Source organism: Paenibacillus sp. FSL H7-0737, assembly GCF_000758545.1.
Taxonomy (GTDB): Bacteria; Bacillota; Bacilli; order Paenibacillales; family Paenibacillaceae; genus Paenibacillus_AQ.
This window is the reverse complement of record NZ_CP009279.1, coordinates 2,926,976-2,945,395: the sequence shown is the minus strand read 5'-3', so window position 1 is coordinate 2,945,395 and position 18,420 is coordinate 2,926,976. Positions and strand designations below refer to the sequence as shown.

Genomic DNA, 18,420 nt, shown 5'->3' with positions numbered 1-18,420 from the left:
TGCCCTCATAAACTAAATATAGCTTCGAGGACATTCCTTGTAAATATGACTTCTTTATGATCATGTGTAGGGATGGATTACACTTACTCTTCCGATTCTTCTGACTCTTCCTCAGCAATTAATCCGGCAAAAAGAGCATGCACGAACTGCTGAGAATCGAATGGCTGCAAGTCTTCCATCTTTTCTCCGAGCCCTACGAGCTTCACTGGTAAGTTCATTTCCTGACGAATGGCTACTACAATTCCGCCTTTAGCTGTACCATCCAGCTTCGTCAAGACGAGCCCTGTTACCCCACTCTTTTCACCAAATAGCTTGGCCTGAGTAAGCGCATTTTGACCTGTGGTCGCATCTAGCACCATCAGTACTTCATGCGGAGCACTAGGAATTTCTCTTTGAATAACGCGGAAAATCTTGTTGAGCTCTTCCATCAGATTGCTCTTATTCTGAAGTCTGCCTGCCGTATCGCAAATCAAGATATCTACATTCCGCTGCTTAGCCGCTTGAACAGCATCGAACATAACAGCGGCTGGGTCAGAGCCAGCTTGTTGCTTAATTACGTCTACGCCAGCACGTTGACCCCAAACTTCGAGCTGTTCAATCGCTCCGGCACGGAACGTATCCCCTGCGGCCAAAAGAACTTTTTTACCCTCTTGTTTGTAACGATGTGCTAGTTTACCGATCGTAGTCGTCTTGCCTACTCCATTTACCCCAACGAACAAGATAACTGTAATGCCATCCGGATTTTCCTTCAGGCTGTTATCGTCATCGCCGCGCAGCAATTCCATGAGCTTACGGGACAAAATGGGTTGCAGCTCAGCTGCATCTTCAATTCGTTTTTGCTTCACTTCGGCGCGCAGATCCTCGACAAGTGTCATTACTGTATTAACACCTACGTCCGCACCAATCAAGATTTCTTCCAGTTCTTCGTAGAACTCTTCATCTATTTTTTTACGGCGGATAATCAGATCTGCTACCTTCTCGACAAAGCCTTTACGGGTTTTCTCTAATCCGTCGCGGAATTGTTTGGTTACACTTTCCGTTTTGCCGGAAATGCTTTCTTTTAACTTCCTGAAAAAGCTCATTTGTTTCCTCCTAAAAGTTTTGTGAGCGACACTTCATTGTTTTAACTTCGTACAAAACTCGCTTCGAAAGCAGACACTTAAAAAAATCACCATTTTGGCAAGCCGTTAAGCGATCTCTGCTTCCTCATCCTCTAAACGTACAGAGACAAGCTTAGATACTCCGCCTTCTTCCATCGTCACTCCGTAGAGCACATCCGCCTCTTCCATCGTTCCTTTGCGGTGTGTAACGACGATAAATTGCGTTTGTTCCGAGAACTCACGCAAATACTGTGCAAAACGCACGACATTCGCTTCATCTAACGCAGCCTCTACCTCATCCAGTACGCAGAACGGAACCGGCTTCACTTGCAGGATGGCAAACAAGAGGGCCATCGCAGTTAAGGCGCGTTCCCCACCAGATAGGAGCTGCAGGTTTTGAAGCTTTTTACCCGGTGGTTGGGCTACGATATCTATACCTGTTTCAAGCATATGTTCTGGATCCAGCAGCATGAGATCAGCTCGACCGCCTCCGAACAGCTTCGAGAATACCGTACCGAATTGTTTACGGATCGCATCAAAGGTCTGTTTGAAGCGTTTGGACATTTCATCTTCCATCTCACGGATAACTTGATACAGGGTAGTCTTGGCTTCGACCAGGTCATCTTTTTGTCCACTGAGGAAGGTATAACGCTCATGAACACGCTGATATTCTTCAATCGCACCTAAGTTCACTTCGCCCAATGCAGAAATACTGCGTTTCAGACGCTGTACATCTGCTTGTGCGGCAGGCACATCTTCGGGCACAGGATAACGTTGCTTCGCTAGTTCATAGCTTAGCTCGTAATCATCACTCAGCTTACGAAGAATATTATCAAGTTCAACATCGAGACGACCCACAGAAACTTCAGTAGAACGCAGCTTGTCCTCCACGACTCTAAGTGCCTGACGCTGATCCTTGGTCTTGCCCTCCTCTAGCTCAAGCTTACGGGTTAACGCTGAACGTTCCGCCCGAGCTAGATCCAAAGTACCGGCTGTCTCTTCCTTCTTCAGACGATAACTATTCAAATCTTCTTTCTGTTTCACGGTTTCCAAAGCATTACTAGCCAAATCCTGTTCGATCGTATGTAACAGATTTCGATTCTGGCGCAGCTCTTTATCCTGTGAACCCGCATCTTGTCTTAGACGACGTAATTGCTCCTCCAAGGAGAAGATCTCCTGATCGAGCTTGCCTTCCGAAACCTTCATACTGGTCAGCTTACCTTGCAACTCTTCCTTAGCGGATTCATTCGCTTTACGCGCCGATTCGGCATTACGGATACCCTCATGAGCTTCCTTCTCTTCCTTCTCGAGACGTTCAAGCTCAGCAGAGGCTTGTTTCCGAGTCTCCTCAAGCGTGCGGACCTCACTTTCAAAGCCACTACGTTCCGCGCCTGTACTCTCCACTTGTTCCTGCACATGCCGAAGCTCCTGTTCAAGCTGCTTCAAATCGCCAGAAACACGTTGCTCTTCCAGTCTCTTCTCATCACCATCACGGCGCAGGTCCTCTAGCTTCACGCTAGCGTTTTCCTGCTCTTCACGAAGTCTGGCTATGCCTTGTTTCAGCTTAACAATTTGACGCTCGCTCTCTTCGATCTCACTGCTCAGCTGATCCAGCTGGCGTTTACGACTAAGTAAGCTATTGTTCTTCTTATGCTGGCTACCACCAGTCATGGAGCCCCCGGCATTGACTACATCACCCTCTAGCGTAACCACACGATAACGATACTGGCATCTAGCGGCGATGCGGTTAGCCTGCTCCAGGCTCTCAGCAATAACTACATTGCCAAGCAAACTGCCAACAATACTTGCATACTTATCATCGTATCCAACGAGTTCGGAACCAATTCCAACAAAACCTTCAGCATCTTCCACCATTCCTCGGTCGCTACCGGAAATTTGGCGTGGCCGGATAACATCGAGTGGTAGAAAAGTAGCTCGTCCCAATTGACGTTGCTTCAGGAAAGATATCGCTTGACGAGACACGCTCTCATTATCCATAACCACGTGTTGCAGCGATGCACCCAGTGCAGTCTCAACAGCCATTTCCAGCTTCTCAGGAACGGAGATGAGTTCAGCAACCGCACCATGCACACCGTTAAGCTGTCCTTTACGAGCTCCTTTGAGAACTTCTTTAACCCCAAGCATAAAGCCATCGAAATCATCCTGCATTTCTTTCATGGTCTCGTGACGAGAGACTTGTGCTTCCCGCTTCTGTTCCCACTTTCTCAGACCTGATTGCGTCTCTTCAATCAGCCTCTGACGTTTACTAAGTTGTTCACTTTCAGTAATATAAGCACCACGAAGATTGCTTAGTTCTTTTCCAAGCTGGGCAATCTTGTCTTTTAGCCCTTTCTGGTTAGCAGACAGCTCTTCATGCCGTGCAGTCCATTTGCCGCTTTCTTCTTCACTGCGGCTCATACGACGCTCCAGGTTCTCCTTCTGTTGATCCGCGTAACGAATTTCGTTACGTGCATTCGCCATAAGGTTCATTAACTCCAGGAGAGCACTTTTCAGCTTCTCCTCCTGGCTCTGACTAATACCGTCAGCGACACCTTCGAGTCTTGCCTCTTCCGCTTCGATCTGTTTCCGAAGCTCAACAAGCTTAAGCCGGGACGCTTCGAGCTTAGCTTCTAAATCCCCAAGCTCACGCTGTCGGTCCGCAGAACGCTCACCTACAGAACCTAATGTGAGCATTAACTGTTCACGGTTGCTCTCAAGATTACGCTTGCGTTCCTTCAACACTTCCCCGTAACCTTCGCTCTTCTCATAAGCTTCACTATAACGGAGCAATTGCTCTTGCTGCTTCTCGATCTGTTCTTCTAACGCGCGCAGTTCAGCACGTCCGCTTTCCAGCTTGGCATCATGGGCTGAGACAACTGTAGATAATTCCAGTTGCTCATCCTTTAAAGTTTCGAGCTTAGCGTTACCTTCCTGCCAAGCTGTATGAATGCCTTCAATCTGATGCACATAGACTGAAATTTCCTGATGCTTCAGTTGTTCCCGAAGCTCTTTAAAGCGAATGGCCTTCTCCGATTGATCCTTAAGGGGACCAATCTGATCCTCAAGCTCACTAATCAAATCGTGAATACGAAGCAAGTTTTGCTCCGTGTCGTCAAGCTTTCGACTTGCATCTTTTTTGCGCGATTTATATTTTACAATACCCGATGCCTCTTCGAAGATGCCTCGCCGATCCTCGGAACGAGTACTCAGAATCTCTTCAATCCGACCCTGTCCGATAATCGAATAAGCCTCACGCCCGATACCGGTATCCATGAACAGCTCTGTGATATCCTTTAGTCGGCAGGATTGCTTATTAATTAAATATTCACTCTCACCACTGCGGTGAACACGCCGAGTCACTGTAACTTCGCTGAAATCCAGTGGAAGCGTGTGATCCTCATTATCGAGCGTAAGTGATACTTCACCATAATTCACAGCTTTACGCGCGTCACTACCGGCAAAAATAATATCTTCCATCTTGCCACCACGCAGTGATTTAGCACTCTGTTCGCCGAGTACCCAGCGTATGCCGTCAGAAATATTGCTCTTGCCGCTTCCGTTCGGACCCACTACGGCCGTTATTCCGCGCACAAATTCCATTTCTGTTTTGTCGGCAAATGATTTAAAACCAGCTAATTCTATCCGTTTCAAAAACATACTTGCCTATCACCTCTGACCCATTATACCATAGCGTTTATTCGCCTAAAATAGCTTCAAAATGAAGCTTGGCTATTCTTTCGAAAAAGAGCAGCAACGGTCTGAGCTCCGCCTAAACGCCGGTATTCAGACCTTTGCTGCTCTCCTCCGCTTGTCCACATGATGCAAAATTCAGGCACCATCTTCTTTCAGATGCAAGAGTGCAGCTGCTGCAGCCTGCTGCTCTGCTTCCTTCTTCGAGCGGCCGCTCCCTTTACCAAGTGAACGGTTAGTCATTAACACTTCAGAGACGAATTCACGCTCATGCGCGGGTCCCCGTTCTTCAATGATCCGATATTCCAACGTACCCATATTGTGCTGCTGAATTAGCTCTTGCAGTTCCGTCTTATAATCGGTCATCTGCATTTGCAGTTTCCCATCCGTCTCCACAAGTGGAAATACGTGATTATCAAGAAAAGACCGTACAGTTTCCAGCCCTTGGTCAAGATAAAGCGCTCCCACGAAGGATTCGAACACATCAGCCAGCAGGGCCGGGCGAGTACGTCCGCCCGTAAGTTCTTCCCCTTTTCCCAGCAGTACATAACGGCCAAAACCTAAACTCTCAGCGAACTTAACCAGCGAAGGCTCGCATACGATAGCGGCACGTAGCTTGGTCAGTTCCCCTTCAGGTCGATCTGGCAACAGATTGTACAAATATTCAGAAACCGTCAGCTCCAGTACAGCATCCCCTAGAAATTCGAGGCGCTCATTGTCCTGATGCTGATTGAAACGGTGTTCATTCACATAAGATGCATGGGTAAAGGCCTGCTTCAGAAGCACAGAATCGTGAAATTGGATTTGAAGTTGCTGTTGTAACTGCTTCAGTTCTCCTTTCACCGCGCTGTCCCCTTACTGATTATATTTTTTTAGAATAACTGTTGCGTTATGTCCCCCGAATCCAAACGAATTCGACATTACGATATCAAGATCCGCTTTACGTGGAACATTTGGTACATAATCCAAATCACATTCCGGGTCCTGGTTGTCCAAATTAATTGTTGGAGCAATCATGCCTTTTTGCAAAGAGAGTCCGCAGATAATAGCTTCTACTCCACCAGCAGCACCTAGAAGATGACCTGTCATGGATTTCGTTGAGCTAATAGCTACTTTATAGGCATGTTCACCTAATGCTTTCTTAACAGCAGCCGTTTCTGATCGATCTCCTACAGGCGTTGAAGTACCATGTGCGTTGATGTAATCAATATCTTCAGGAGAGATACCAGCATCACGGATTGCCATCTTCATGCAGCGAGCTGCACCATCTGGATCCGGTTCAGTCATATGGTGAGCATCAGCACTTAGACCATAGCCGATTACCTCAGCATAAATCTTCGCTCCACGTTTCTCAGCATGTTCAAGGGATTCCAGAATCAAGATCCCAGCGCCCTCTCCCATAACGAAACCATCGCGATCTACATCAAATGGCCGACTAGCCTTCTCCGGCTCATCATTACGAGTGGACATTGCTCTCATTGCACAAAATCCTGCCATTCCTGTTGGACGAATGGTCGCTTCCGAACCACCGCAGATCATAGCATCCGCGTCTCCACGTTGAATCAGACGGAATGATTCCCCAATGGAATGACTTCCTGTAGCACAGGCCGTCACTGTAGTCGTATTCGGTCCCTTTGCACCGAGGTTAATGGACAGCTGCCCAGAACCCATGTTAGCGATCATCATCGGGATAAAGAACGGGCTAACCCGTTTTGGCCCTTTTTCAAGCAACAGATTATGATTGTCTTCCCAAGTACCAAGACCACCGATACCCGAACCAACAGATACACCGATCCGTTCAGCATCGATATCTTCACCGATCTTAAGTCCACTGTCTCTCAATGCATCTTCACCAGCAGCCACTGCAAATTGTACAAAACGGTCCATTTTGCGGGCTTCCTTGCGGCCAAAAAGCGCCTCCGGATCAAAGTCTTTAACTGATGAAGCAATTTGCGTAGTGTATTCACTGACATCAAACGCTTCAACCATCGATACACCTGATTTACCGCTCATCAGATTATCCCAGAACGTCTCCAAGTCTTTCCCCAGTGACGTAATTACGCCCATCCCGGTTACAACCACTCTATGACTCAAACACAATCACCCCATCTATAGGCTGTATACATTATATTCAGTACTTATATACTGCAAATTATTACTATATGAACAGCGATCACCGCATCATTAAAGCTTCTGCGGTTCTGTTATAATCCCTATGAAGCTGCACATGGCAACCTGTAATACATCTTTAATGCTGTATAAATGAGGAGAAGCCCCGCCCAAGTTGGAACGGGACTCTCAATCATATGACTCTAGGTATGAGATTGTATGTACTTCACAACTTCACCCACGGTCGTAATCGTCTCTGCATCTTCATCAGAGATTTCCATGTCGAATTCATCTTCCAATTCCATAACCAATTCTACTACATCAAGAGAATCAGCACCTAAATCATCTTTGAAAGACGCTTCTAATGTTACCTCAGCTTCATCGGCACCTAAGCGGTCGATGACAATGCGTTTTACACGCTCTAATACATCGGACATCCGGTTCACCTCCTCTTTTGGTATTATACGAGATATGAGGTCAAAATACCATAGACCGCAAAAAACGCTTTCCTGATCCCTCACATTTCATCTTTAAAACAGTGTAATTTCTCCCAAGCATAAACGCTTTCGGCGTCCTTATAAGGACGGTAAGTGTTTATGCAAGAAATATAAGGATAAAGTATAGTGTGAAACTTATACTTTCTTATATTTTCAAAGGAGAATTACATATACATCCCGCCATCCACGTGTAGTGTCTGGCCGGTCATATAAGCGGCGCCTTCAGAAGCTAAGAAAACAACTGTCATAGCTACTTCTTCCGGACGCCCAAGGCGAGCTAGTGGAATGCCCTTCTCTAGCTCACTGCGAACTTCTTCAGAGAGCTCACGTGTCATATCTGTATCAATAAACCCAGGAGCAATACAGTTGACAGTGATGCCCCGCGAAGAAAGCTCCCGAGCCGATGCCTTCGTTAAACCGATGACACCAGCCTTAGCTGCAGAGTAATTAGCCTGACCAGGGTTACCTGTCACGCCCACAACCGAGGAAATATTAATGATTCGGCCATAGCGCTGTTTCATCATCGGACGTGTTGCTGCCTTAAGGCAATTAAACACACCTTTCAGATTCGTCTCAATCACTTGATCGAACTCTTCCTCTTTCATGCGCATAATCAGGTTGTCCCTAGTAATGCCGGCATTATTGACAACAATGTCAATACGTCCCCAGGTATTAAGAACCTCTTTCACAAGGCTCTCGGCCTGTTCACTATTGCCGACATCTCCACGGAGTGCAATACCCTCCGAGCCAAGCTCGACAATACGGGCCACAGTCTCCTGTGCCGCTGCTTCACTTCCTGCATAGTTCACGGCCACCTTTACACCGTGTTCTGCAAGAGCAAGCGCGATACTACGACCAATGCCACGTGAGCCGCCAGTTACAAGGGCCGTTTGGCCCCGCAATGCTGAAAACATAGTCTAATCCCCTTTCAATCGTGATGCTGTTGTCAAAATGTTAAACCATTTCTTACAAAACAGTTTGGACACTTTCAAGTGTATTAATGTTGATTACTTTGACTGTTTTATCTATTTTGCGGATCAGACCTGCCAGAACACTGCCAGAACCAATCTCAACAAAAGTGTCAACACCATCCGCAATCAACCATTCAATACTGTCTTGCCAAAGCACAGGAGAATACACCTGACGAACAAGCAGTTCGCGAATTTCTTCGGGATCTGTTACCGGTGATGCAGTGACGTTAACGATGACAGGTACATTTGGAGTGTTGAAGGTTACTTTCTTCAACTCTTCTGCCAAACGATCTGCAGCAGCTCTCATCATAGAAGAGTGAAAAGGTCCACTTACTTCTAGCGGAATTGCCCGCTTGCCACCAGCTTCTTTAACACGCTGCACAACACCATTAACGCCTTCCTGAGATCCGGAAACAACGATCTGACCAGGACAGTTAACGTTAGCCAGTTCTACAACACCATTCTCTTCAGAGATAGTTTGGCATAATGCTGCCAGCGCTTCACGTTCTGCGCCAAGCACTGCAGCCATTGCACCTTGTCCTCCTGGAACAGCTTCTTCCATGAAACGACCTCTCAAGCGTACAAGTGTTACAGCATCTTCATATGACAACACACCCGCAGCTACTAGTGCACTGTATTCACCAAGGCTATGACCAGCAACATAATCCGGCTTCAAACCTTGTTCACGTAGAGCTTCAAGATAGGCTACGCTTGCTGTAAGAAGCGCTGGTTGCGTGTTTACCGTTTGCTTCAACTCACTGTCCGGTCCTTCAAAAATCAGCTTACTTAGTGGAAATCCGAGAACTTCATCCCCTTTCTCGAACACTGCACGGCTGTTTGGAAGAGCATCATAAACATCCTTGCCCATTCCAACTGCTTGTGCTCCCTGACCGGGAAAGACGAATGCAATTTTACTCATAAGTATGAACTCCTTCCCGTATAACGGTCTTAGCTTATTACCAGATCAACACAGATGCGCCCCAAGTCAAGCCCCCGCCGAATCCAACCATCAGGACGGTGTCGCCTTCTTTCATACGTCCTTCTTCCGCCGCTTCAACAAGCGCAAGTGGAATGGAGGCAGCCGAAGTATTGGCATATTTATCAACATTGATTACACATTTCTCTGGTGGCAAATCAAGACGCTGCATAGCGGATTGAATGATACGAATATTCGCTTGGTGAGGTACGAACAAATCGATATCTTCCTTACCCAGACCAGCTTTAGTAAGCACACGTTCTGTAGCTGAGCCCATTACACGAACAGCAAATTTAAAGACTTCACGGCCATTCATATAAATGAAATGCTTCTTATCTTCAACGGTTTGCTGAGAGGCAGGCAAGCGCGAACCGCCGGCTTCTAGCTTAAGCAAGTTCCCTCCAGAGCCTTCAGCACCCAGATCAAAGGATTGGAAACCACGACCTTCCGGAACCTCACCAATGATAACTGCACCTGCTCCATCACCAAACAAGACACAAGTATTGCGATCTGTATAATCTGTGATGCGGGATAAAGTATCCGCACCTATAATAAGTGCATTGTTGTACATTCCGTTCTGAATAAAGCCAACCGCAGTAGCTAAGCTGTATACAAAACCAGAGCAGGCTGCTGACAAGTCAAAAGCCGCAGCGCCTTTAGCACCCAGCTTATCCTGTAAAATACAGGCTGTAGAAGGGAAAGCACTATCAGGTGTTACTGTTGCAATAATAATAAGATCCAAATCTTCGGCTTTCATTCCAGCGGAATCAAGTGCCTTGAGTGCTGCTTCATACGCTAGATCAGAAGTTGCCTCGTGAGGCGCAGCAATATGTCTCTCGCGGATGCCTGTCCGACTGACGATCCACTCATCGTTAGTCTCCACTATTTTTTCCAGATCGCTATTTGTCAATATTTTCTCAGGTACATATTTGCCAGTTCCTATAATTCCAACCGGTCGCAACTGTCTCATGTCGTCACTCACTTCCCGCTAATTTCCTTGGATATACTTGGCACAAGATCGGCTTGTAGAGCAATCCGCGCTTGTCTTACCGCATTCTTAACTGCATTTCCGTCAGAAGATCCGTGGCCCTTCACTACCAATCCGCTAAGACCGAGTAGTGGTGCACCACCGTGCTCTTTGTAATCCATTTTACCCTTTAAAGCTCTAAGCTCCGGCATCAGCATAGCCGCGCCAAGCTTAGTCTTCAGGGAACGACTAAATTGCTCCTTGAGCAAAGAGAACAAAGCGCCCGCCGTACCCTCAAGAGACTTCAGCAAAATATTACCGGCAAATCCATCGCAGACAAGCACATCGCAATTCCCTGTCAGTACGTCACGTGCCTCAACATTACCGATAAAATGAATACCTGGCAAGTTCTCAAGCAGCGGATAAGCTTCTTTCGTCAGTTCGTTACCCTTTCCAGGCTCCGTCCCTACATTCAGAAGTCCCACACGCGGCTTAGCAATACCATGAACCTTGCTCCGGTAAATGCTGCCCATCAGCGCATATTGTACCAGATGTTCAGGCTTCGCATCCATGTTAGCACCAAGATCAAGAGCCAGTACGCCAACATCGTCAAGCGTTGGAATCATAGGCGCCAGTGCAGGACGTTCAATTCCCTGCATCCGGCCAACTACGAGGAGTCCTGTGGTCATTAGCGCACCCGTGTTACCCGACGAAATCATAGCATCTGCTTCACCTTCACGCACCATTCGTCCAGCTACAACCATGGATGAGTCTTTTTTACGACGAACTGCCTTAACCGGCTCTTCATCAGAACCAATGACGTCTCCTGCATGACGTATTGTCAGATTAGATGGCTTGTCTTTGAGTAGTGGCTCTAATCTGGCTTCGTCACCAACGAGCACAATCTGCGTATCTTTCCATTCCGCGGCCGCGGACAACGCCCCCTCGACATTACATTCAGGAGCGTTGTCCCCGCCCATGGCATCAATGGCGATCAGCACTATGGTTACCCCCTTCACTGTGTTCATCATTTGCGGACCGATACACTATAAAATGGCCCTGAAACACTAGTTCTTCTCCGACATAGGTGAATACGTCCACCTCTGCTTTGCCACCCCTACCGGCGAGTGACCGCACCTGTGCTTTGGCAATACACTTCTCACCTAGCTGAACTGTGCGTACAAAACGTATATCGGCTGAAGCGGTCAGAGCAATTTCATCGTTGATTACGGCAACCGCAAGCGAGTTCGCTTGAGCAAACACATAGTGACCACGAGCGATCCCATTTCTAGAGAACACATGGTCTTCGCGAATCTCAAATATCGAAATCCCACTCTTGTCCAATTGTAAATCCACAATGTCTCCGATGACTTCATCCGCAGGCAAAGAGCGCACCTGATCATAGGAGTGCTCTGCCATTTGCTTCATTCGTTCACGCAGTTCCGGTATCCCCAGCTCCATTCGGTCTAACCGAATCGTCTGAATGCTAACTTTTAGCTGACGAGTCAACTCCCGATCCGTTACAAAAGGATTACCTGCGATTATATGTAGCAGCTGTTGCTGACGTTCTTTCTTGGACATCCGCTCGATTGCGGCTCACCTCCTGGCACGTGCCAAGCATAAACGCCTTCGGTGTCCTTATGGACGATAAGCGTTTAAGCGAGAAATATAAGACATCAAGTATAGGTGCATAACTTATACTTTCTTATATTTTAAAGAAAGCATTCGGCCGCTTGAATGGCCGCTGTTATATTAGGTCAAATAACCTCAAACATTATTTAGAACCAGGTACTAATATGTAGTATAAAGCATGCCGCACCAAAAATAAAGCATTGACTTCTGGGCGGCTTATGTTTGGATAAGCATAAACGCCTCAGCGTCCCTAATAGACGGTAAGCGTTTATGCAAAAAATATAAGGATAATGTATAGCGTGAAACTTATATATTCTTATATTTCAAAAAAAATAGTACTTCACCGATAGTGAAGTACTATTTATTCCGAAACTATTGTTTGATGATTTCTCTTGCTTTGTAAGTTCCGCAAACTTTACATACGTGGTGAGCCAATTTCAACTCTCCGCATTGTTCGCATTTCACCATGCCCGGCACAACCAACTTAAAGTGGGTGCGACGTTTGTCACGGCGTGTTTTAGACGTTCTACGTTGTGGTACTGCCATGTGTTCCACCTCCTTGTGATATTTCTGTCAGCCTGCTCCTCAGAGCAGAATGTGTTTTGTTGTAATGTTTCATTTGAAAAAGTCTTTCAACCCAGCGAGTCGAGGATCGATCACTGTGTTGTCGCAACTGCAGGTGCCTTCGTTCAAGTTCTGTCCGCATTTCTGACAAAGACCAAGACAGTCTGCCTTGCACAATACCGAATCCGGTAAGTGCAGTACGAAATTTTCTTCCACATAAGGAATAAGATCCACAACCTCATCCTTGACGTAAATGAGTTCCTCATCTTCGTCATCATCTGGAAGAACTGGCTGCTTTAGCCACTTGAAAGTCTCAGCAAAAGGAATGTTCAAATCACTTTTGACCTCCGTGAGACAACGTGAACATAACATGTCCACATCTCCACTCAGTTTTCCCACCACGTTCACACAATCGGTTCCCGCGGGCAGCGCTTTAAGGTCCACTGAGAGCGGAGCAACAGCTAGAATATCCTTGCGCCCTTTGACTACCTCGCTGACATCCACAACATCGTGAATATGTAACGGTTCGTCGGCATTCGCTAATTTGCGAAAGTGAATCTGCATAACTTATCACTCCCAAACAAACAAAATTTATTATACCTAGTATTATATACCTTTGTCAACCATTTTCCCTTTATATTGTTTCAGGAATTGGAGAGAATTATGATATAACTATTAGTGTAAATCAAAATGACAGCATATGCGAACTGAGTTTCTAAATATTAATCCTACTAATCTCCACTTATATTTTAAATAATGGTTACATACGGAGGGAAGCAGCAGTGACAACAGTTGGAATAATAGCAGAATACAATCCATTACATAACGGACATGTCCATCACTTCACCGAAGCCAAAAGACTATCTGGCGCTGAGCGCGCCATCGTCGTCATGAGCGGTCCCTTTACTCAGCGCGGCGAGCCGGCGGCGGTAAGCAAGCAAGCCCGGACAGAGATGGCGCTACGAATGGGCGCCGACCTCGTCATTGAGCTGCCGGTGGCCTATGCTGTACAGCCGGCAGAATGGTTCGCCTTCGGAGCAGTTGCACTGCTGGAAGCGACCGGAGTCGTGGACAGCTTGTGCTTCGGCTCCGAAGCCGGCACTTTGGGTTCGCTGCTTCCTCTGGCCAGGTATCTGGCAGAGGAAAGCAGCGAACTTCAGAGCGAGATCCGCCGCCGCATGGCGCTCGGAGCGAGCTTCCCCGCCGCGTACAGCGCAGCGGCGGCGGTGGCCTTTGAAGGGACTCTCCATGAAGAGGAGAGTCCCGGCGATGCTGGCGAGTTGCTGCGTCAGCCGAATAACAGCCTTGGCTTGCATTATCTCATCGCCTTGCAGCGGCTAAATAGCAAGATCGAGCCGCTAACCGTTCCGCGAACGGCAGCCGGATTCCATGATCCTTTGCAAGTTGACTCATCGATCGCAAGCGCCACTGCTATTCGCAAGCTGCTGCAAGAAGGCGGCTCTCCAGCAGCATACATGCCGGATTATAGCGTGTCCATATTAGAAAGAGAGCATGCAGCAGGTAGAGGTCCTCTGGAATTGGAGCATTTCCGAGGTCCCCTCCGTCACCTGCTCTCTACACGTACCGCTGCCGAGCTACGAACCATCCAAGACATGAATGAAGGCTTGGAGAATAGAATCCTTCGCCTTATGCCCGATCTTGAGCAATTCTCTATCTCGGGTTTGCTTCAAGCCCTTAAGAGCAAGCGTTATACGCATACACGACTGCAACGTCTACTACTGCACATTTTGCTAAATCATACAAAGGAAGAAATGACCCCTTCTGTACTAGCGGAGGGGCCCGGATATATTCGAATCCTTGGTTTTAGAGAAAGTGGACGAGTTCTCCTTAAAGAGATGAAACAAAAAGCAACCTTACCCATCATCATGCGGCCGTCACTGTGCTCCCATCCACAACTTGAACGAGACCTTCAAGCCGCGTCTGCTTTCGCAGGAGCTTTTCGAGAACCGCACAGAACCGATCTGTATCGCGATTATTTGGAACCTCCGGTCATGGTTTGACCGGTAGTTCCTCCATATACTTCAGTGCTTCATCCAGTGTCGATACGGGTACCAACTTCATAGATGTGCCGATTTTATCAGCTTTCGTTTTGGCTTCGTCGTAATTCTTAACAGGAACGAAAAAAATCTCCGCCCCTTCTCGATCCGCAGCAACAATCTTATGCTTCACTCCACCGATAGCACCAACCACACCCTCAGCGTCGATCGTGCCCGTTCCTGCAACCCTATGACCTTTGGTTAAATCACCAGGCGTAAGCCGGTTGTAAATCTCCATAGTGAACATCAGTCCTGCAGAAGGTCCACCAACATTCGTATCCACAAAGCTGACCGCTTTGCCTTGTTCTTTAGGTTTTACCTTTTGAACTGCGGCTATAGTGACTCCAAAACCAGGTCGGACTGCAGAACCTTCTTTATCTTTGATCTCGACAAGTGTCACTTGTTCCTTTACTTCCTTACCGTTTCTTTGTAAAACAACAGCGACCTGATCACCGATTTTTTTGGTTGAAAGTAAAGCAGAAAGTGCTTCTGGATCGGGTACCTTCTGGCCTTCTACACTTATGATTCTGTCACCCGGCTGGAATTGTCCTTTATTACTGGCAACCGGAACTGAAAAAACATACAAATAATCCACAACATCCTCATACGGAATTCCTGCAGCATGATAGGCCGCCTGAACGGAGTAAGATTGCGAGCTGTTCATATAAAAAACCTGCTCCGCAGCATACTCATCTTCAGACTTATCTCCTAACCGTGTTTCTTTCCGCACAACCTCTGAATTGGAGTTAAAAACAGAGGCGACCAGTAACGCCACATTAGCGTAACTAGCAGATACTGTAGTCATCATGAAGGTTCCTTCTTCAGCTGGATCAGCATTTTCCACTTTAATCATAGGGGCAACTTCAGAGGCACTACCCGGTTGATATACAATGTACGGGGTGTTCATAAAAACAAATACATACACGATAACTACAAACGTAAAGAGGTAAGCTGTGGCACGGAATCCCGGCCGATGCTTCAACTGCTTCACTACTCTTCCCTTCTTTCCCACGGCACAATTAGGAGTTGAATGTTTGAACTTCATTACCGCTTCGACTAGTGGTTTGGCATGATGGTTGTCTACTCTGCATAAATTGATAACACATCCGCTATGCCTTAAGTTATGAAGAGGTGATTCTAGAAATGAACAATATTAAAATACGCCGGCTAGCTAGTCGCTCCACACCTTTTTTATCTGGGGTGATCGCAATCCTGTTAGCCATTGCCATCATCATCTCACCAGAAAGCTCTTTCGAGGCTTCTCTCCAAGGGTTAAAGCTCTGGTGGACACTCGTATTCCCTGCACTTCTACCCTTCTTGATGTTGTCTGAGATGCTAACCGCTTCGGGCTTCGTACATGGTTTCGGAGTGCTCCTGGAACCATTGATGAAAAAGGTCTTTCGACTACCTGGCGCGAGTGGTTGGACTTTGGCGCTTGGGATCACCGCTGGATTCCCCGGCGGGGCCGGAGGTGTAATGCAGCTTCATAGGCAGGGCAGCATTTCGGACAAGGAAGCCGCTCGTCTTGCTTCACTTACGCATTTCGCCAGTCCAGTAACCCTGCTCATTGTGATTGGTGTAGCTTTCCTACATAGTCCTACAGCAGGTTACTTTCTACTTGCTATCCACTGGGTTTCAGGACTTCTGGCCAGTTATACAGACGCTCTTTTAAATGGCCGGCTAGACAATCCGCAGCCTTCTGTAAAGGAACGCACGAATACCAAACGACCTTCTTTATATAGTCGTGTCCAATTTGCAGCCACTGAAGCCAGATCAAGAGATGGCCGAAGCTTCGGTAGACTTCTTGGGGAGTCAGTAGCTACAGCGGTACAAAATTTGATGGTTGTGGGCGGTTACATGATTATGTTCGCCGTGGTCATCAATATCATAACTACGGTACTTCCTGCATTGCCAGCCGCTCTGCCAGCGAGCTTGCTCGAGATTCATTTAGGAGCCGACGCTATAAGCAAAGGGCTCTCGAGCATCGGAGCCGGAGCATCAGGTGTACTAGGCTTGGCCTTTCTCTCTGCTGCACTAGGCTGGAGCGGGCTCTGCGCGCAGCTACAGGTGCTGACGTTGCTTAAACAAGCAAATGTCCGATTCCTCCCCTATGCTGTCGTACGCCTGATGCATGGCGTTTATGCTTTTTTATTAACACTGCTACTATGGAAACCACTTTTAGTAATAAGTGAAGCCGCTTTGCCTGCGCTCGCTGATTCACAATCCATACCAAACAGAACCATTAATGTAACTGCCATATGGAGCTCTTTTCCTCAGTTGCTTAGTTTGCAATCGCTTCTGCTAATCATCCTACTGGCATTATCCGCAACGATCTATCTCGTTAGCGCTTTTCGCCATCGGCTCGATTAAATTTAAGCTTCATCGCCCGTTCCACCTCAGGCGTCACGAAGTCAGACACATTCCCACCAAAATGGGCAATTTCTTTTACAACGCTGGAGCTTAAATAGGAATATTTCGGATTAGTCATCATAAAGATCGTTTCCGCATCCGGATCCAGACTATGGTTGATGGATGCATTTTGCAGTTCATATTCAAAGTCAGTTACGGTACGAATACCACGTACAATGACTTGAGCATCTTTTTGACGAACATAATTGACTAATAGATCCCTAAAGCTGTCGATTTCCACATTGGGAATATCAGCTGTTGCCTGTCTTAAAAGCTCTGTCCGCTCTTCTACAGTAAACAGCGGGTTCTTACTCAAATTATTAAGCACCGTTACGATTAAACGGTCGAATTGCTTGGATGCGCGCCGAATAATATCCATATGTCCCATAGTCACGGGATCAAAGGTGCCTGGATAGATGGCAACACGTTCTTTTCTAATTTGCTGACTCATTCTCTACCTCCTCATCAGTCTCGCTTTCCACAGAAGGATTAGCTTCATACTGATAAATAGAAATTGTCGTTTCTCCGTATACGGCCTGACGCAGCCTATAAAATCCTGGGATATCCTCAGGATAGGCATAACTTGATTCATGCTCCAGAACAATGATTGCGTCCTCTTGCAGCATTCCTTTTTCTACCATAGATAGCATCAGCTCATCTCCGTGCTTCAATCGGTAGGGAGGATCTAGAAAAACTAAATCAAAAACACGTCCCCGCTTCTCCAATGCACTAAGTGCTCTTCCTGCTTCATTTCGGTACACTTGCGCACTCGCTTCAAGATTAGTCGCCTTCAAATTGGCACGAATGGTGTCAATACTCTTGGGATCCATATCTACAAATACGGCACTTTCCATCCCTCTGCTTAAAGCTTCGATACCCAAACCACCTGTACCTGCGAACAAATCCAGTACCGCTCCACCTTCAAAATATGGACCGATCATACTGAATACAGCTTCCTTCACCTTATCGGTTGTAGGTCTTGTTCCACTTCCCGGCACACTTTTTAGTGGTCTTCCTTTTGCACTTCCCGATACCACTCTCACCGTCAATCACCCGCTCTATGTCTCTGTTTGTTATACCCAAAAGGGCATAAGTCCACGCCTATCGTAACACATTTGCGCGATGAAATAAAAAATTTGTCTAGATATGAAAAATGGAAAGATCAAGACTATTCTGATAAATAAGTCTTCCTTATGTATAAGACTGGGCTTCCAGGGACATCATGTAATTATCGACACCACAAATGTCGTAGACAACCGCGGAGCAGGCTTACGTTTCCCCATAAGCTCTTCGTCCGGTTTCTCCTCTCCCATGAAAGGGGCCCTAGAGATAGGGCCCCGAATTTATGTTTAAAGACATTAAAAGTTATTATTATATATGGAATAACCAATACAAAATTACTAGTATCGGACAATGAAAAACACCCGCCGCCCCCTTAAGGTTGACGG

The 18,420-nt window shown here is 46.9% G+C and carries 17 protein-coding genes; 2 read left to right on the top strand and 15 right to left on the bottom strand.

Features of this window, described 5'->3' with window-relative positions; genetic code table 11:
• Positions 1–83 precede the first annotated feature (83 nt).
• The 12 genes from ftsY to H70737_RS12630 form a co-directional block, all read right to left on the bottom strand.
• The gene (gene ftsY / locus H70737_RS12685; protein ID WP_042187710.1) at positions 84–1,082 is read right to left on the bottom strand and encodes a signal recognition particle-docking protein FtsY; all 999 of its coding nucleotides are present in this window, start codon (positions 1,080–1,082) and stop codon (positions 84–86) included.
• A 105-nt stretch (positions 1,083–1,187) separates the two neighbouring features.
• The gene (smc, locus tag H70737_RS12680; RefSeq protein WP_042187708.1) at positions 1,188–4,757 is read right to left on the bottom strand and encodes a chromosome segregation protein SMC; all 3,570 of its coding nucleotides are present in this window, start codon (positions 4,755–4,757) and stop codon (positions 1,188–1,190) included.
• A gap of 171 nt (positions 4,758–4,928) precedes the next feature.
• On the bottom strand, positions 4,929–5,633 hold the full coding sequence (gene rnc, locus H70737_RS12675) for a ribonuclease III (protein ID WP_042127220.1): 705 nt from the start codon (positions 5,631–5,633) through the stop codon (positions 4,929–4,931).
• Positions 5,634–5,645: 12 nt separating this feature from the next.
• Entirely contained in the window at positions 5,646–6,884 is a 1,239-nt protein-coding gene (gene fabF / locus H70737_RS12670; RefSeq protein ID WP_076282776.1) for a beta-ketoacyl-ACP synthase II, read from the bottom strand.
• A gap of 218 nt (positions 6,885–7,102) precedes the next feature.
• Positions 7,103–7,336: an acyl carrier protein gene (locus tag H70737_RS12665; RefSeq protein ID WP_036686493.1), complete on the bottom strand. Its 234-nt coding sequence runs from the start codon at positions 7,334–7,336 to the stop codon at positions 7,103–7,105.
• A gap of 224 nt (positions 7,337–7,560) precedes the next feature.
• Positions 7,561–8,310 carry a 3-oxoacyl-[acyl-carrier-protein] reductase gene (gene fabG, locus H70737_RS12660; protein WP_042187706.1) on the bottom strand — a complete coding sequence of 250 codons (750 nt, stop codon included), beginning with the start codon at positions 8,308–8,310 and terminating at the stop codon, positions 7,561–7,563.
• 52 nt (positions 8,311–8,362) lie between these two features.
• Positions 8,363–9,286, bottom strand: coding sequence for an ACP S-malonyltransferase (fabD, locus tag H70737_RS12655; RefSeq protein WP_042187705.1), 924 nt, complete (start codon positions 9,284–9,286; stop codon positions 8,363–8,365).
• Positions 9,287–9,323: 37 nt separating this feature from the next.
• The gene (locus H70737_RS12650; protein ID WP_139328492.1) at positions 9,324–10,313 is read right to left on the bottom strand and encodes a beta-ketoacyl-ACP synthase III; all 990 of its coding nucleotides are present in this window, start codon (positions 10,311–10,313) and stop codon (positions 9,324–9,326) included.
• Between the two features lie 8 nt (positions 10,314–10,321).
• Positions 10,322–11,311, bottom strand: a complete 990-nt coding sequence (gene plsX / locus H70737_RS12645; protein WP_042187701.1) for a phosphate acyltransferase PlsX — start codon at positions 11,309–11,311, stop codon at positions 10,322–10,324.
• Positions 11,295–11,891, bottom strand: a complete 597-nt coding sequence (gene fapR / locus H70737_RS12640; RefSeq protein ID WP_042127208.1) for a transcription factor FapR — start codon at positions 11,889–11,891, stop codon at positions 11,295–11,297. Before fapR ends, plsX begins: the two co-directional genes overlap by 17 nt.
• 423 nt (positions 11,892–12,314) lie before the next feature.
• On the bottom strand, positions 12,315–12,488 hold the full coding sequence (gene rpmF, locus H70737_RS12635; protein ID WP_019911234.1) for a 50S ribosomal protein L32: 174 nt from the start codon (positions 12,486–12,488) through the stop codon (positions 12,315–12,317).
• A 69-nt stretch (positions 12,489–12,557) separates the two neighbouring features.
• Entirely contained in the window at positions 12,558–13,070 is a 513-nt protein-coding gene (locus H70737_RS12630) for a YceD family protein (protein WP_042187699.1), read from the bottom strand.
• Between the two features lie 218 nt (positions 13,071–13,288).
• On the opposite strand from H70737_RS12630, the gene H70737_RS12625 reads away from it, so the two are divergent.
• Entirely contained in the window at positions 13,289–14,527 is a 1,239-nt protein-coding gene (locus tag H70737_RS12625) for a nucleotidyltransferase (RefSeq protein WP_042187697.1), read from the top strand.
• Here H70737_RS12625 and H70737_RS12620 read toward each other — a convergent pair.
• Positions 14,517–15,554, bottom strand: a complete 1,038-nt coding sequence (locus H70737_RS12620; protein WP_042187695.1) for a SepM family pheromone-processing serine protease — start codon at positions 15,552–15,554, stop codon at positions 14,517–14,519. The two genes, H70737_RS12625 and H70737_RS12620, sit on opposite strands and share 11 nt — an antisense overlap.
• A 152-nt stretch (positions 15,555–15,706) precedes the next feature.
• On the opposite strand from H70737_RS12620, the gene H70737_RS12615 reads away from it, so the two are divergent.
• A complete protein-coding gene (locus H70737_RS12615) occupies positions 15,707–16,933 on the top strand; it encodes a nucleoside recognition domain-containing protein (protein ID WP_042187693.1) in 1,227 nt (408 codons plus the stop codon).
• Here H70737_RS12615 and coaD read toward each other — a convergent pair.
• Together coaD and rsmD are read right to left on the bottom strand one after the other, a co-directional pair.
• Entirely contained in the window at positions 16,905–17,423 is a 519-nt protein-coding gene (gene coaD, locus H70737_RS12610) for a pantetheine-phosphate adenylyltransferase (protein WP_042187691.1), read from the bottom strand. The genes H70737_RS12615 and coaD overlap by 29 nt on opposite strands.
• Positions 17,407–18,015: a 16S rRNA (guanine(966)-N(2))-methyltransferase RsmD gene (gene rsmD, locus H70737_RS12605; RefSeq protein ID WP_042187689.1), complete on the bottom strand. Its 609-nt coding sequence runs from the start codon at positions 18,013–18,015 to the stop codon at positions 17,407–17,409. Before rsmD ends, coaD begins: the two co-directional genes overlap by 17 nt.
• Between the last annotated feature and the right edge of the window lie 405 nt (positions 18,016–18,420).